The 14,743-nt window shown below is 64.6% G+C and carries 14 protein-coding genes; 6 read left to right on the top strand and 8 right to left on the bottom strand.

Translation table 11 applies throughout. The annotated features are described in order from the left end of the window. Nucleotides 1–15 precede the first annotated feature (15 nt). The gene (gene hemW / locus CH266_RS18925; RefSeq protein ID WP_094715924.1) at nucleotides 16–1,227 is read right to left on the bottom strand and encodes a radical SAM family heme chaperone HemW; all 1,212 of its coding nucleotides are present in this window, start codon (nucleotides 1,225–1,227) and stop codon (nucleotides 16–18) included. A gap of 364 nt (nucleotides 1,228–1,591) precedes the next feature. On the opposite strand from hemW, the gene CH266_RS18920 reads away from it, so the two are divergent. Genes CH266_RS18920 through CH266_RS18900 form a run of 5 tightly spaced genes read left to right on the top strand, consistent with a single transcriptional unit; the run spans nucleotide 1,592 to nucleotide 7,035 of the window. Then, nucleotides 1,592–3,310: a nitrite/sulfite reductase gene (locus CH266_RS18920; protein WP_094716041.1), complete on the top strand. Its 1,719-nt coding sequence runs from the start codon at nucleotides 1,592–1,594 to the stop codon at nucleotides 3,308–3,310. Further along, entirely contained in the window at nucleotides 3,307–4,017 is a 711-nt protein-coding gene (locus CH266_RS18915; protein WP_032368442.1) for a phosphoadenylyl-sulfate reductase, read from the top strand. Before CH266_RS18920 ends, CH266_RS18915 begins: the two co-directional genes overlap by 4 nt. Then, a complete protein-coding gene (gene cysD / locus CH266_RS18910) occupies nucleotides 4,014–4,958 on the top strand; it encodes a sulfate adenylyltransferase subunit CysD (RefSeq protein ID WP_027497507.1) in 945 nt (314 codons plus the stop codon). The genes CH266_RS18915 and cysD overlap by 4 nt, the downstream gene beginning before the upstream one ends. Further along, nucleotides 4,958–6,298 carry a sulfate adenylyltransferase subunit 1 gene (locus tag CH266_RS18905; RefSeq protein WP_052056313.1) on the top strand — a complete coding sequence of 447 codons (1,341 nt, stop codon included), beginning with the start codon at nucleotides 4,958–4,960 and terminating at the stop codon, nucleotides 6,296–6,298. The genes cysD and CH266_RS18905 overlap by 1 nt, the downstream gene beginning before the upstream one ends. Next, on the top strand, nucleotides 6,295–7,035 hold the full coding sequence (locus tag CH266_RS18900; protein WP_094715923.1) for a sirohydrochlorin chelatase: 741 nt from the start codon (nucleotides 6,295–6,297) through the stop codon (nucleotides 7,033–7,035). The genes CH266_RS18905 and CH266_RS18900 overlap by 4 nt, the downstream gene beginning before the upstream one ends. Before the next feature lie 23 nt (nucleotides 7,036–7,058). Here CH266_RS18900 and CH266_RS18895 read toward each other — a convergent pair whose 3' ends face one another. The 6 genes from CH266_RS18895 to CH266_RS18875 form a co-directional block, all read right to left on the bottom strand. Next, a complete protein-coding gene (locus tag CH266_RS18895) occupies nucleotides 7,059–8,099 on the bottom strand; it encodes a sulfate/molybdate ABC transporter ATP-binding protein (RefSeq protein ID WP_032368179.1) in 1,041 nt (346 codons plus the stop codon). Next, nucleotides 8,099–8,899, bottom strand: a complete 801-nt coding sequence (gene cysW / locus CH266_RS18890) for a sulfate ABC transporter permease subunit CysW (RefSeq protein WP_027497511.1) — start codon at nucleotides 8,897–8,899, stop codon at nucleotides 8,099–8,101. The genes CH266_RS18895 and cysW overlap by 1 nt, the downstream gene beginning before the upstream one ends. Continuing rightward, the gene (cysT, locus tag CH266_RS18885) at nucleotides 8,896–9,789 is read right to left on the bottom strand and encodes a sulfate ABC transporter permease subunit CysT (RefSeq protein WP_255175957.1); all 894 of its coding nucleotides are present in this window, start codon (nucleotides 9,787–9,789) and stop codon (nucleotides 8,896–8,898) included. Before cysT ends, cysW begins: the two co-directional genes overlap by 4 nt. Then, complete coding sequence (locus CH266_RS18880) at nucleotides 9,790–10,812, bottom strand: sulfate ABC transporter substrate-binding protein (protein WP_032368180.1); 1,023 nt, start codon at nucleotides 10,810–10,812, stop codon at nucleotides 9,790–9,792. A gap of 197 nt (nucleotides 10,813–11,009) precedes the next feature. Next, nucleotides 11,010–11,099: an Ms4533A family Cys-rich leader peptide gene (locus CH266_RS26050; RefSeq protein WP_310180897.1), complete on the bottom strand. Its 90-nt coding sequence runs from the start codon at nucleotides 11,097–11,099 to the stop codon at nucleotides 11,010–11,012. A 149-nt stretch (nucleotides 11,100–11,248) separates the two neighbouring features. Beyond that, on the bottom strand, nucleotides 11,249–11,479 hold the full coding sequence (locus tag CH266_RS18875) for a hypothetical protein (protein ID WP_027497514.1): 231 nt from the start codon (nucleotides 11,477–11,479) through the stop codon (nucleotides 11,249–11,251). Between the two features lie 94 nt (nucleotides 11,480–11,573). On the opposite strand from CH266_RS18875, the gene CH266_RS18870 reads away from it, so the two are divergent. Then, nucleotides 11,574–13,619 carry a glycoside hydrolase family 15 protein gene (locus tag CH266_RS18870; protein ID WP_094716040.1) on the top strand — a complete coding sequence of 682 codons (2,046 nt, stop codon included), beginning with the start codon at nucleotides 11,574–11,576 and terminating at the stop codon, nucleotides 13,617–13,619. A 10-nt stretch (nucleotides 13,620–13,629) separates the two neighbouring features. On the opposite strand, the gene CH266_RS18865 is transcribed toward CH266_RS18870, so the two are convergent. After that, a complete protein-coding gene (locus tag CH266_RS18865) occupies nucleotides 13,630–14,637 on the bottom strand; it encodes an NAD(P)H-dependent flavin oxidoreductase (RefSeq protein ID WP_094715922.1) in 1,008 nt (335 codons plus the stop codon). Nucleotides 14,638–14,743: the final 106 nt, after the last annotated feature.

The raw sequence follows: 14,743 nt of genomic DNA, 5'->3' as shown, positions 1-14,743 counted from the left end.
CCTGAAACAGATCGTTCAGGCCGCGGCGATGGTGCGCACCACGGCGTCGGCGAGCAACCGGCCGCGGTCGGTCAGCACGAGGTGATCGCCTCGCTGCACCATCAACCCGTCCGCCACGGTCTGCTCGGCGGCTGCGAGCTCGGTCGGCCCCAGCAGACTCGTCGGCACTCCTGAGCGCAGACGCACGGTCAGCATCAGTTCTTCGAGATGACGGTCCTGCGCGGTGAGCAGCTCACTGCCCTGCACCGGCAGCTCGCCCGCGGCGAGCCGATCGGCGTAGGTAGCCGGGTGTTTGACGTTCCAGAATCGCGTGCCGCCGATGTGGCTGTGCGCTCCCGGCCCGGCACCCCACCAATCGCCGCCGTCCCAATAGCCGATGTTGTGCCGGCACCGCGCATCGGCATCGGCGGCCCAGTTCGATACCTCGTACCAGGACAGGCCCGCCGCGTTCATGGCCGTGTCGATGCGCTCGTATCGGCTCGCCAACACGTCGTCGTCGGGTGCGGGCAACTCACCTCGACGCACCTTTCGCGCCATGGCGGTGCCGTCCTCGACGATCAGTGCGTACGCGGAGACATGGTCGACACCCGCGTCGAGCACCGCAGCGAGGGACTGATCGAGATCGCTGTCTCGCTCGCCCGGCGTTCCGTAGATGAGGTCGAGGTTCACGTGCTCGAAGCCGGCTGCGGACGCTTCCTTCGCCGCGGCCACCGCTCGTCCCGGTGTGTGGGTGCGATCCAGAACCGCCAGAACGTGCGGTGCCGCGGACTGCATGCCCAACGACACCCGCGTGAACCCGGCGTCGCGCAGCCGCTCGAAGAATGCAGGCGACGTCGATTCCGGGTTCGATTCCGTGGTCACTTCCGCACCGTCGGACAGCCCGAAGCTCGACCGGACCGCGCCCAATACGTCCGCGAGGCCGTCGCCTCCGAGCAACGACGGCGTCCCACCTCCGACGAAGACGGTGTCGGCCGTCGGTACTCGACCCGCGCCCGTTCCGATCAGGTTCGCCGCAGCGTCGAGTTCTCTGCGCAGGCCCTCCAACCAGGACTGCGGCGACGCCGATGTGCCCAGCTCCCCGGCCGTATACGTGTTGAAGTCGCAGTACCCGCATCGCGTGGCGCAGAAGGGCACATGCACGTAGATCCCGAACGCACGTTCCCCCACTCCGTCGAATGCGCCGGACGGCAGCTCGAAGACTGAGGAGGTATCGACGACGGTATTCACGGACTCCAGTGTCCCAGAGTTCACCGGCGGCCCGATGCACGCGCCGCCCAGGGCGCTGTGCACGCACGACTCGCACCCTGCCAGCCTATTTACCGGAATTTTGGGGTAAATAGGCTGCCGCGGTCGGCACCCGGTCGATGACGTGGCACAATGGCACCCGTGACCGACTCAGGAATTCGACTCGTGGCGCGCCGCCATGTCGATCTCGGCCGCGTCTGCAGCGCGTCGTGTCGACACACGACCGGCTGCTGACCCAGCCCTCCTTGGAGCAAGTCCATTCGATCCACCGGTTCCGCACCATTTTGTGAGCGCTCTTCTGCGCAACGATCGGAGCCGGCCCGCACCGAAGATGCAGGAGCATTGCATGTCGTCGACCAGCGACGCGACCACCGACGCTGCCTCCGCCACACCGCGAGAGCGAGCGCCGCGGCCGACCAAGCGTCGCGCCGAAGGCCAGTGGGCTCTGGGCTATCGAGAGCCGCTCAACGCCAACGAGCAGTCCAAGAAGGACGACAACCCGCTCAACGTGCGCGCCCGCATCGAGAACATCTACTCGAAGCAGGGTTTCGACAGCATCGACAAGGGCGATCTGCGCGGCCGGTTCCGCTGGTGGGGTCTCTACACCCAGCGTGAACAGGGCTACGACGGCACCTTCACCGGTGACGACAACATCGACCTGCTCGAGGCGAAGTACTTCATGATGCGCATCCGGTGCGATGCCGGTGCATTGAATCTGGAGCAGCTGCGCACTCTGGCTCAGATCTCGAAGGAGTTCGGCCGCGACACCGCGGACCTCTCCGATCGCGAGAACGTCCAGTTCCACTGGATCGAGGTCGAGAACGTCCCCGAGATCTGGCGTCGGATCGAGGCAGTCGGCCTGAAGACGACCGAGGCGTGCGGAGACTGCCCCCGTGTGGTGCTCGGTTCCCCGCTGGCAGGTGAAGCGGTCGACGAGATTCTCGACCCGACGTCGGCCATCGACGAGATCGTCGAGCGGTACATCGGCAAGCCCGAGTACTCGAACCTGCCACGCAAGTTCAAGACCGCGATCTCGGGTCTGCAGGACGTAGTGCACGAGATCAACGACGTCGCCTTCATCGGTGTCAACCACCCCGAGCACGGGCCCGGCCTGGACCTGTGGGTCGGCGGCGGCCTGTCCACCAACCCTATGCTCGCGCAGCGCGTCGGTGTCTGGGTTCCGCTCGCGGACGTTCCCGATGTGTGGGAAGGCGTCGTCTCGATCTTCCGTGACTACGGCTACCGCCGGCTTCGCACCAAGGCGCGCCTGAAGTTCCTCATCAAGGACTGGGGCATCGAGAAGTTCCGCCAGGTCCTCGAGGACGAGTACCTGCACCGCAAGCTCATCGACGGCCCGGCTCCCGAGAAGCCCGCTCGGCCCCGTGATCATGTCGGGATCCAGAAGCTCAAGAACGGGCTCAACGCCGTCGGTGTCGCGCCCATCGCGGGTCGCGTGTCCGGCACCATCCTCGCGGCCGTCGCCGACGCCGCCGAGAAGGCCGGGTCGGATCGCGTCCGATTCACGCCGTATCAGAAGCTGATCGTGCTGGATGTTCCGGACGAGACGCTCGAGCAGCTGATCTCGGACCTCCATGCGCTGGGCCTACCGGCTCGCCCCTCGCATTGGCGCAAGAATCTGATGGCGTGCAGTGGCATCGAGTTCTGCAAGCTCTCGTTCGCCGAAACCCGCAAGCGCTCACAGGTTCTCGTCCCCGAGCTCGAAGAGCGCTTGTCCGATATCAACAGTCGACTCGACGTTCCGATCACCATCAACATCAACGGTTGCCCCAACTCGTGCGCGCGGTCGCAGATCGCCGACATCGGGTTCAAGGGACAGTTGGTCGACGACGGGGACGGGAATCAGATCGAGGGTTTCCAGGTTCACCTCGGAGGCAGCCTCGGCCTGGACAGTGCGTTCGGCCGAAAGTTGCGTCAGCACAAGGTCAACAGCTCCGAGCTGGGAGATTACATCGACAGAGTGGTGCGCAATTTCGACAAGCACCGCGAAGACGGCGAACGGTTCGCTCAATGGGCCGTGCGAGCAGACGAGGCGGATTTGCGATGAGTACCAGACTGAATTTGACGGTCGACCAACTGAAGGACATCGCCGAGCGCGGTGCCCGCGAACTCGACGGCGCAAGCCCGCTCGAGTTGTTGCAATGGACCGAGGACACCTTCGGTAGCGATTTCATCGTCGCCTCCAACATGCAGGACGGGGTTCTCGTTCACCTCGCCGCACAGGTTCACCCCGGAGTGGACGTCCTGTTCCTCGACACCGGCTACCACTTTGCCGAGACCATCGGAACGCGCGATGCCGTCGAGGCCGTTTACGGCGTGCACGTCGTCAACGCCCGCGCCGAGAAGACTGTCGCAGAACAGGATGCGATCGACGGCAAGGACCTGTTCGCCCGCGAACCGAACCGCTGCTGCGCGATGCGCAAGGTGGCGCCGCTGAAGAAGGAACTGGCGAACTACAGCGCGTGGGTCACCGGCATCCGGCGAGTCGAGGCCCCGACGCGCGCCAACGCTCCGTTGATCTCGTTCGACGACGCGTTCGGCCTGGTGAAGATCAACCCGATCGCACCGTGGTCGGACGAGGAGATGCAGGCCTACATCGACGAACATTCGATCCTGGTCAACCCTCTCGTCGACGAGGGATATCCGTCCATCGGGTGCGCACCGTGCACCGTCAAACCTGCCCCCGGAGCCGACCCGCGCAGCGGTCGTTGGGCCGGCAAGGCCAAGACCGAATGTGGGTTGCACGCCTCATGACACTCGACCTCACGACGGCGACCGTCGGACGCACCCATCTCGATGCAGATCGGTTCGACACCCTCGACGCACTCGAGTCCGAAGCCATCCACATCTTCCGAGAGGTGGCCGGCGAATTCGAGCGTCCCGTCATCCTGTTCTCGGGTGGCAAGGACTCGACGGTTCTGCTGCATCTGGCGATCAAGGCCTTCTGGCCCGCTCCCCTGCCGTTCGCATTGCTGCACGTCGACACCGGGCACAACCTGCAGGAGGTGCTGGATTTCCGCGACCACGTGGTTGCGAAGTACAACCTGCGCCTGCACGTGGCCAGCGTCGAGGAGTACCTCGCCGACGGACGTCTCACCGAGCGCCCCGACGGCATCCGCAACCCTCTGCAGACGGTTCCTCTCCTCGACGCGATCTCCGAGAACCGGTTCGACGCCGTGTTCGGCGGTGCCCGACGCGACGAGGAACGCGCCCGCGCCAAAGAGCGAATCTTCTCGCTGCGCAACGCATTCGGGCAGTGGGAGCCCAAGAAGCAGCGTCCGGAACTGTGGAACCTGTACAACGGCAAGCACTCCCCCGGCGAGCAGGTGCGCGTGTTCCCGCTCAGCAACTTCACCGAACTCGACATCTGGCGCTACATCGCTCGCGACGACGTGGAGTTGGCCAGCATCTACTACGCCCACCAGCGCCCGGTGTATCAGCGCGACGGCATGTGGATGACGCCGGGCGTCTGGGGCGGACCGGCCGAAGGTGAAGAGTTGCAGACACTGTCGGTGCGCTACCGCACTGTCGGCGACGGATCCACCACCGGTGCCGTCCTGTCCGAGGCTGCCGACAATCAAGCAATCCTCGCCGAGGTCGCGGCGTCCAGGCTGACCGAACGCGGAGCCACTCGCGGCGACGACCGCGTGTCCGAGGCTGCCATGGAAGATCGCAAACGAGAAGGATACTTCTGATGAGCAGCACGGGCATATCCAACGGTCATTCCGCAGGCTCCACTCGCGGCACCCAGCTTCTTCGCCTCGCCACCGCGGGCAGCGTCGACGACGGCAAGTCCACTCTTGTCGGACGCCTGTTGTACGACACCAAATCTGTTCTCGCAGACCAGATCGATGCCGTCACACGCGCGTCCGTGGACAAGGGACTGGCCACACCGGACCTATCCCTCCTCGTCGACGGCCTACGCGCGGAACGCGAACAGGGCATCACCATCGATGTCGCCTACCGCTACTTCGCGACGCCGCACCGCTCGTTCGTGCTAGCCGATACCCCCGGACACGTGCAGTACACCCGCAATACCGTCTCCGGTGCGTCGACTGCTCAGCTCGTCATCCTGCTCGTCGATGCCCGTAAAGGTGTGATCACCCAGACCCGCAGGCACGCAGCCGTTCTGGCTCTGCTCGGTGTTCCGCGCCTGGTGCTCGCCGTCAACAAGATCGACCTGGTCGAAGACCCCGCGACGGTGTTCGCCGACATCTCGGCCGAGTTCAATTCGCTGACCTCCTCGCTCGGTTGGTCCAGCGAAGACGTCATCGAAATTCCGGTGTCCGCGCTGCACGGCGACAACGTCGCGGTCAAGTCCGACAAGACCCCGTACTACGACGGGCCCACCCTCATCGAGCACCTCGAGTCGGTCCCGGTGGACGCCGAACCGCACCGGGTCGGTCTGCGCTTCCCCGTGCAGTACGTGATCCGGCCGCGCACAGCGGAATTCCCGGACTATCGCGGATATGCCGGCCAGGTCGCAGCAGGCTCCGTCGACGTCGGCGACGAGGTCGTCATCCTGCCGTCGGGTACCAGAACGACAGTGGAGCGCATCGACACCGCGGACGGCGAGCTGCGTACCGCGCATGCCGGCCGTAGCGTCACCCTCGTTCTGGCCGACGATGTCGACGTCTCCCGCGGCGACACCATCGCTTCGCCGCAGGACGCACCGGAACCGATCGGCGACTTCGAGGCCACGGTGTGCTGGCTCGCCGAGAAGCCGCTTCGCCCGGGCGCTCGTCTGCTGCTCAAGCACGGCACTCGTACCACCCAGGCCATCGTCGGGGCGCTCGTCGAGCGATTCGACGAACAGGACCTCACTGCACACGAGGGCCCGGAATCGTTGGAGCTCAACGAGATCGGACGCATTTCTGTTCGCGTTGCCGAGCCGATCGTGGCCGACGACTACGCCGTCAACAGGCACACCGGCAGCTTCTTGCTGATCGATCCGGCCGGTGGCAACACACTGGCAGCCGGCCTGGTGGGCAACGCACTGGCCGCTGTCGAGCTGGGGTCGGCAGTCCCGGCGTGACGGCTCTGCTCGCGGTAGCGCACGGCAGCCGCGATCCCCGCTCGAGCGAGACGGTCCACCGCGCCGTCGACGTCCTGCGTCGACGGCGTCCGGATCTCGATGTCCGCGTGGCGTTTCTCGACCTCAGTGAGCCCAGTGTCGAGCAGGCACTCGACGAGCTGGCCGATGCCGGGCATATTCGCATCGTCGCGGTTCCGCTGCTGCTGGGCAGTGCTTTCCACGCCCGAGTGGACCTGCCGGCATTGTTGGCTGCAGCGCGGGTGCGGCATCCGCACGTATCGATCGGTCAATCCGAGGTGCTGGGCGACGACCCACTTCTCGTCGACGCCGTTCGTGATCGCGCTCTCGACGCCGGCGCGGTGTTCGGCGATTCGACCGTCGGAGTTGCCTTGGCTGCCGTCGGATCGAGCGATTCCTCGGCGAACGACCGTAGCCGTCGAGTTGCGAACGAAGTGGTGTCCGGCACCGGCTGGGCGGGAGTTGTCACCTGTTTCGCCACGTCCGTCGATCCGTCTCCACTGGACGCGGTCGCGCAGTTGCACGCGCTGGGAGCCACCCGGATCGTGGTGGCTCCCTGGTTTCTGGCACCCGGGAGGCTCACCGATCGCATCTCACAGGTGCTGGTCGGCGTCCCGAACGTGACGTACGCCGATGTTCTGGGCCACCATCCGGCAGTGGCCGAGCTCGCCTTCCGGCGGTACGACGCAGCTCTCGCGCACGATCGCTCGATCGCGTAACACGAACGGTCCTGCTCGTCCGATCAGTGCACCGGAGCCGATTCGGTCGTATCCGTGATCGTCGGAACCCGAGTCGCACGGACGTACACGGTTTCGCCCTCGTGCAGCCCCAGCGCCTCGCTGTCGCCGCGCGTGATCTGCGCCGCGAACAACTCGCCGGTGGCCGCGTTCTTGAGCTCGACCTTCACCTCGAAGCCGAGGCGTACGACCCGTTCGACGACGGCCCGCGTCACCCCGGCAGATTCTGCCGTGCCACTTGCCTGCGCCTGCGCCAACGACGGGTCCCGCCCGACACGAATGTCGTGCGGGCGCACCAGAAGTCCGTTCAGCCTGGCCACCTGACCGAGGAACGACATCACGAAGTTGTTGGCAGGGCGATCGTAGAGATCCTCCGGGGTGCCGACCTGTTCGATTCTGCCCTTGTTCAGCACCGCGATTCGGTCGGCGACGTCGAGCGCTTCTTCCTGGTCGTGGGTCACCAACACAGTGGTGACGTGCACCTCGTCGTGCAATCGGCGCAGCCACGTCCGTAGATCTGCGCGCACCTTGGCATCGAGCGCCCCGAAGGGCTCGTCGAGGAGGAGAACCTGCGGGTCGACCGCGAGTGCACGTGCCAGCGCCATGCGTTGACGCTGTCCTCCGGACAGCTGCGCCGGGTAGCGGCCTTGGAAACCCGCCAGACCGACGATCTCGAGCAGTTCGTCGACCTTCTTGGCAATTTCGGCCTTGGGCCGCTTGCGGATCTGCAAGCCGAACGCCACGTTGTCGCGCACCGTCAGGTGTTTGAACGCGGCGTAGTGCTGAAACACGAACCCGATCTCGCGACGCTGCGGGCTCACCCAGGTGACGTCCTGGCCTGCCAGCACCACTCGGCCCGTATCGAGCTGCTCGAGGCCTGCGATGGATCGAAGCAGCGTGGACTTGCCCGAGCCACTGGGTCCGAGCAGCGCCGTCAACGAGCCCTTCGGGATGTCGATGCTGACGTCATCGAGGGCGGCGAAATCGCCGTAGCGCTTGTTCGCGCCGACCACGGAGATCTCGATCTCGGAAGATGTCTCGGTCATTACTTCGTCCTCTTCTTGTCGAGAACCGTCATCAGCAGCAGCACGATGACGGCGATCGCCATGAGCAAGGTGGACGCCGCGTATGCGCCCTGCTGATTGAAGTCCTCGTACCGTGAATTGACCAGCAGTGTGAGCGTCTGGGAAATGCCGGGCAGGTTGGTGGAGACCATGATGACGGCGCCGAATTCTCCGAGCGAACGTGCGACGGTGAGCACCACGCCGTAGGTCAGTCCCCATCGGATGGCAGGCAACGTGATTCGCCAGAACGTCTGCCAGGTACTCGCACCCAGAGTCGAGGCAGCCTCTTCCTGCTCTTCACCGATCTCGTACAGGACCGGTTCCACTTCGCGAACGACGAACGGCAAGGTGACGAATATCGTCGCGATGACCATGCCGGGTAGCGCGAAGATGACCTTGAAACCGAGGCTTTCGATGCCACCGAACCATCCGTTGGCACCCCACAGCAGGATGAGCGCGACGCCGGTGATGATCGGCGACACCGCGAACGGCAGGTCCACGATCGCTTCGAGTATCCCCTTGCCGCGGAACCGTCCGCGTACCAATGCCAACGCTGTGACGATTCCGAACACGACGTTGATGGGAACGACGATCGCCACGATCAACAGGGAGAGTTGGAGAGCGGATTGCGCGGCGGGAGTGGTGATCTGCTCCCAGAACGCCACCACCCCGTCCTCGAACGTGCGAAACAGGATGGCACCGAGGGGGAACAGCACGAGCACAGCGAGATAGATCAGTGCGACGGCACGCAGGGACAGTTTGATCGGGAGACCGATTTTCACGAGATCTGCTCTTCCCGTCTGGCCAACCTGTTGCCGATGATGCGGAGCACGAACAGCACAGCGAAGGCGATTGCCAACAGCACCACAGAGATTGCGGCTGCGTCGACCGGCCGGTCGTACTCGATGAGTTCACGGATGTACTGCGAAGCGACCTGCGTGTCGTTGGGGATGTTGCCGCCGATCAACACCACAGACCCGAATTCGCCGATGGCACGGGCGAACGCGAGCCCACCGCCCGAGAGCACAGCCGGAAGCAGTACCGGCAACACGATGCGCCGAAAAATGGTCCAGTTGTTCGCACCCAGCGATGCGGCCGCCTCTTCGACGTCCTTGTCGAGTTCTATCAGCACCGGCTGCACCGCACGCACCACGAACGGGAGCGTGACGAACAGCAGCGCCACGATGACCGCAGGCTTGGTGGCGTTGAAGACGATGCCGATCGGACTCGACGGTCCGTACAGCGACAGCAACACCAAGCTCGCCACGATGGTCGGTAGTGCGAACGGCAGGTCGATCAGGGCATTGACGAAACGCTTGCCGGGAAACTCGTCGCGTACCAGAACCCACGCGATCAGAGTGCCGAGAAAGAGGTTGATCACGGCGGCAGCCACGGACACCAGCAGAGTCACCTTGAACGTGGCGATGGCACGTGTCTCGGTGACCGCATCCCAGAAACCACCGAGGCCGCCGTCGAACGACTGAACCGTCAACGCCGCCAACGGCAGCAGCACGATGACACTGAGCCACAGAACGGCGACACCGAGGCCCAGCGGACCCACCGAACCGGGGCCCCGGAACTTGCGACCTTCCCGCCCAGCACGAAACCGAGGTGTCGCCCTGGGCGGGGCGATCGAACCCGGGGCCGCGGGTTCACCGGTCGACGACGACATCTACCGAGTACTTTCCTGGTAGATCGTCGCAATTGCGCCGTTGTCTCCGAACAGGTCGGCGTCGACCTGAGTCCAGCCGCCGAGATCATCGATGGTGTAAAGCTTTTCGGGCGTGAAGAACTTGTCCGAGTATTCGGAGGCGATCTCCGGGTTGGTCGGCCGGAAACCCGCCTCGGCCCAGATCTTCTGGCCTTCGTCGGAGTAGACGAAATCGTTCAGAGCATTCGCACGCTCGAGGTTCGCACTGCTGTTGATCACTGCCACCGGGTTGTCGATGCGGAAGGTGACGGGAACGTCCACGTGCTCCACCTTCTGTCCCTGCTCTTCGATGAGCAGTGCCTCGTTCTCGTAGCTCAGTAGCGCGTCGCCCTGTCCCTGCAGGAACGCTTCGGTTGCGGCGCGACCGGATTCGGGCTGCACAGGGAAGTGATCGGCGACGAGCGTACGAACGAAGTCGAGACCGGCCTGCTTGTCCTGGCCACCGTTGCTCTTGGCGGCGTACGGCGCGAGCAGGTTCCACTTCGCCGATCCGGAGCTGAGGGGGCTCGGGCTGATGACCTGAACGTCGGGCTTGATCAGGTCGTCCCACGTCTGGATGTTCTTCGGATTGCCCTCGCGGACGACGATGGTCACCACCGAGCCGAACGGCACCCCGCCGTACGCGTTCTGGTTCCAGTCCTCGTCGACCTTGCCCGCCTTGACAAGTCGAGTGACATCCGGCTCGACGGAGAAGTTGACGATGTCCGCAGGCGCGCCGTCGGCAACCTTGCGCGACTGGTTTCCCGATGCGCCGTAATCGGCGTTGATCGCCGTACCCTCTCCATCCTCGGTGGCTGCGAACGCCGGACCGATTGCGTCCCAGCCGTTCTTCGGGACTGCGTAGCCGACGAGTGTCAGTGCCGGGCCACTGGCAGTGTCCGACCCGCCCCCGACGACATCGCTGGAACCGCCGCCGCAGGCGGTGACCAGAAGAGTTCCCACAGCTGCGAACGTGGTGAGCAGATAACGAGAACGATGCCTCATTGCGAAAGGCCTTTCATGGTGGTGTGACGATGAGGAAAGAACACAAGACACGCAAGGAGATTCGCGCTGAGCGCCGTAGCAGTCAGGACCCGGCCGGCGAAGCAGCGAACTGGCGGCACGGACTCCGGTCCGTCGTGCGGACACACTGCGCTACGCGGCGACAGTGGATCGACGAAACCGATTCGCGAAGGAAAGAATCAACAACAGTCGATATCGGCGACTGCCAGCATGCCGACAGCAATCAACGCCAACTGGTGGCGGACGCGGTACTCGGCGGCAGAAGACACGGTCAGGAATCTAGCAGAGGTTCCGGACCGACTCTAATCAGAGGAGTCGTGCAGGTGCACGACGGGCGCGTGTCAGCGGGTGATCAACCACGCGATGACGACCAACGCCAGCAGCGCGATCAGAGCCCATGTCACCCGAGACCGCGGCATTACAGTCCATCCTTCGTCGTAGACGTCGAGGCCGAGAGCTCGGCCTCGCGTGCTGCGCTGGCGTCACGGCCCAACACGCGCAGGATCACTGCCAGCACGCGATCGAACACCCGAGCCGAGACGAACGCAACCGGAACGAGCACTGCGAGGACGACCACCGACTGCGGAACGAACGGAAGGCCCGTCACCCACAGCTCGACGCCGTCCCACCACCGCGCGAACGATTCCATCCTCGCAGCTTAAACCAGGGCTCCACCTGAGCCGCGCCACGCCGAGTACGGCCTCTCAGTGGACGGCTGCCACGGATCGGTCGATGATTACGCCATGACGGCATTCGATGAGGTTTCGCCCGTGCCCCCGGTCGCCGAGGAGCCGGCCATGGGCTCAGGACATCCAGGCCTGGGCGGAACGGAAGTCCAAGGTGCGTTGGGCAGCACCGATGCGCCGGTGTCCACGTTGGTCTCCTACCGCAGCGCGTTTCCGCCCATCGACGACTACGCATTTCTCTCGGACTGCGAGACGACGTGCCTCATCGCCCGAAACGGCTCCGTCGAATGGATGTGTGTACCGCGGCCGGACTCCCCCAGTATTTTCGGTGCCGTCCTCGATCGAAGCGCGGGCCACTTCCGCGTCGGGCCGTACGGACAGTCGGTACCCGCCGCCCGTCGATACCTGCCCGGCGGCCTCATCGTGGAGACGACCTGGCAGACCGAGACCGGGTGGCTCATCGTGCGTGACGCGTTGGTGATGGGCCCCTGGCACAACACCGATCAGCGTTCTCGAACTCACAAGCGCGCACCGAGCGACTGGGATGCCGAGCACATCTTGCTTCGAACCATCAAATGTGTCAGCGGCACAGTCGAATTGGAGATGAGCTGCGAGCCCGCCTTCGACTACCATCGGGCACCCGCGACATGGGAGTACACCGGCAAGGTGTACGAGGAGACCACCGCGACCTGCGAGGCGAGCGCCGACGGCGACCAGCCCACCCTGAAATTGACCACCAATCTTCGGATCGGCATCGAGGGCCGCGAAGCACGCGCGCGGACCCGAATGACGGAGGGCGACAACATCTTCGTCGCGCTGTCGTGGTCCGATCTTGCCGCACCGCAGACGTTCGAGGAAGCGGCCAGCAAGATGTGGCAGACCTCCGAATGCTGGCGGCAGTGGATCACGATCGGCCGATTCCCCGATCATCCGTGGCGCGGCTACCTCCAGCGCAGCGCTCTGACCCTCAAAGGACTGACCTACGCACCCACGGGAGCACTGCTCGCCGCGTCGACCACGTCACTACCCGAAACACCTGGTGGGGAACGCAATTGGGACTATCGCTACACCTGGGTCCGCGACTCGACATTCGCTCTGTGGGGTCTGTACACGCTCGGGCTCGACCGTGAGGCCAACGACTTCTTCGCCTTCATGTCCGATGTAGCCACCAGTGCAGACGGGGAGGTCAACCCGCTTCAGGTGATGTACGGCATCGGAGGTGAGAAGACCCTCGACGAGGCCGAGCTACCGCACTTGTCCGGGTACGACGGTGCCCGGCCGGTACGTATCGGCAACGGTGCCTACGACCAAGAGCAGCACGACATCTGGGGCACCATGCTCGACTCGGTGTACCTGCACGTCAAGTCGCGTGAACACGTCCCGGAGTTCCTGTGGCCTCTGCTCAAGCGGCAGGTCGAGGAAGCGATCGCGAACTGGCGCAAACCCGACCGTGGCATCTGGGAGGTACGCGGTGAGCCCCAGCACTTCACGTCCTCGAAGCTGATGTGTTGGGTTGCGCTCGATCGCGGTGCGAAGCTTGCCGATATCCACGGCGAGAAGGACTACTCGACCAAGTGGAACGAAATCGCCGACGAGATCAAGGCCGACATCCTCGACAACGGCGTGGACTCGCGCGGCGTGCTGACGCAGCGGTACGGAGATCCCTCTCTGGACGCGTCGTTGCTACTCGCACCGCTCCTGCGATTTCTGCCGGCCGACGACGAACGCATTCGTGCAACAGTGCTCGCCATCGCCGACGAGTTGACCGAGGACGGCTTGGTTCTGCGCTATCGAACCGACACCACCGACGACGGTTTGTCCGGCGAGGAAGGCACGTTCACGATCTGCTCGTTCTGGCTCGTGTCCGCTCTGGTCGAGATCGACGAACTCCCGCGCGCCAAGCACCTGTGCGAACGCCTGCTTGCCTACGCGAGCCCGCTCAAGCTCTACGCCGAAGAGATCGACCATCGCACCGGCCGTCACCTCGGCAACTTTCCGCAAGCATTCACGCACTTGGCGTTGATCAACGCCGTGGTGCACGTCATCCGAGCAGAGGAAGCGCAGGCATCGGGACACTTCCAGCCCGCCCACGCCAACCCCTGAACTGTCTGGTTCAGCGGCCGAGTTGCCTCGCCCATTCGGCGACCAGCTCGGCCGCCGGTTTCGCCTGAGCGCGGCGATAGCCGGTCCCGGCCCACATCGACAGTCCCGACGGGTCACCCGCAGCTGCGGCCTTCGCGCGCATCGGCGCGGTCAGATAGTGCAGATCGGGATACGCCAGCGGGGCGGCTTCGGAGTTCTCGCGCATGAACTCGTTCACCAAGCCCCGCGCAGGACGGCCCGAAAAAGCCTTCGTCACGGCGGTACCCGACGCACTGGCCAGCTGCTCGCGGTGCACGGGCTTCGTTCCTGCCTCGGGAGTGTTCAGAAACGCGGTACCCAGCTGGGCTGCATGCGCGGCACCCGAATCCAGCAGCGGCGCAATGTCGTTGCCGTCCATGAGCCCGCCGGCCGCGATTCGGGGCAGATCCGATATCTCGCGCACTGCGACCAGCAACTCTGTCAACGGCTCTTCCGGAGCCGACCCGTCGAACGTGCCTCGGTGTCCGCCCGCCTCGGGACCCTGCACCACCAGCGCGTCCACACCGTTCGCGGTGGCGATGGACGCGTCGGAGGCGGTTGACACCGTTGCCCACACTTCGGTTCCCACCGAATGCAGCTGGGCAACCTCGTCGGCATCGAAGGTGGCGAAAGTACTCGACACCACCGGCACCGGATGGGCAAGCAGCCAGGCGAATTTCTCCGGGTAGTAATCATCGCGGCGTTTGAGCACGCCGGGTTCGGCGTCGAATCGCTCGAACCACGATGCCAGATGCTGGGCGTAGGAGTCGACATCCGCGCCCGACGGCTCCTCGGGTAGGAAAAGATTGACCCCGAACACCAGACCCCGCATCGAATCCACCTGCGCGGCAAAGGCATCCGGCGTCAACAACGCGCCGGCGATCATTCCGAGTCCGCCGGCCTCGGACACAGCCCGGGCGAGCTCGGGAGTACTCGGACCGCCCGCCATGGGCGCACCGACAACGGGAACACGCAATTTCTTCAAGATTGGCGTCGTCACAGATTCGAAATGTACTCTCCGAGCGATATCACGGACCACCGACACCTTCCGCTTCCCAAATCCTTGTGCACAGCAATAGTTTTCGATTGCACCATCATTGTGTATC

Source organism: Rhodococcus sp. 06-1474-1B (genome assembly GCF_002258885.1).
GTDB lineage: Bacteria > Actinomycetota > Actinomycetes > Mycobacteriales > Mycobacteriaceae > Rhodococcoides > Rhodococcoides fascians.
Note: the sequence above shows the minus strand (reverse complement) of the source record. Positions and strands in the feature narration are given on the sequence as shown.

Bases quoted from the DNA above. Each gene is read 5' to 3' on its own strand.
- cysD (WP_027497507.1), top strand. From the start codon at position 4,014: ATGACACTCGACCTCACGACGGCGACCGTCGGACGCACCCATCTCGAT.
- cysT (WP_255175957.1), bottom strand. From the start codon at position 9,789: ATGTCGTCGTCGACCGGTGAACCCGCGGCCCCGGGTTCGATCGCCCCG.
- CH266_RS18880 (WP_032368180.1), bottom strand. From the start codon at position 10,812: ATGAGGCATCGTTCTCGTTATCTGCTCACCACGTTCGCAGCTGTGGGA.
- CH266_RS18875 (WP_027497514.1), bottom strand. From the start codon at position 11,479: ATGGAATCGTTCGCGCGGTGGTGGGACGGCGTCGAGCTGTGGGTGACG.
- CH266_RS18870 (WP_094716040.1), top strand. From the start codon at position 11,574: ATGACGGCATTCGATGAGGTTTCGCCCGTGCCCCCGGTCGCCGAGGAG.
- CH266_RS18920 (WP_094716041.1), top strand. From the start codon at position 1,592: ATGTCGTCGACCAGCGACGCGACCACCGACGCTGCCTCCGCCACACCG.
- CH266_RS18915 (WP_032368442.1), top strand. From the start codon at position 3,307: ATGAGTACCAGACTGAATTTGACGGTCGACCAACTGAAGGACATCGCC.
- CH266_RS18905 (WP_052056313.1), top strand. From the start codon at position 4,958: ATGAGCAGCACGGGCATATCCAACGGTCATTCCGCAGGCTCCACTCGC.
- CH266_RS18895 (WP_032368179.1), bottom strand. From the start codon at position 8,099: ATGACCGAGACATCTTCCGAGATCGAGATCTCCGTGGTCGGCGCGAAC.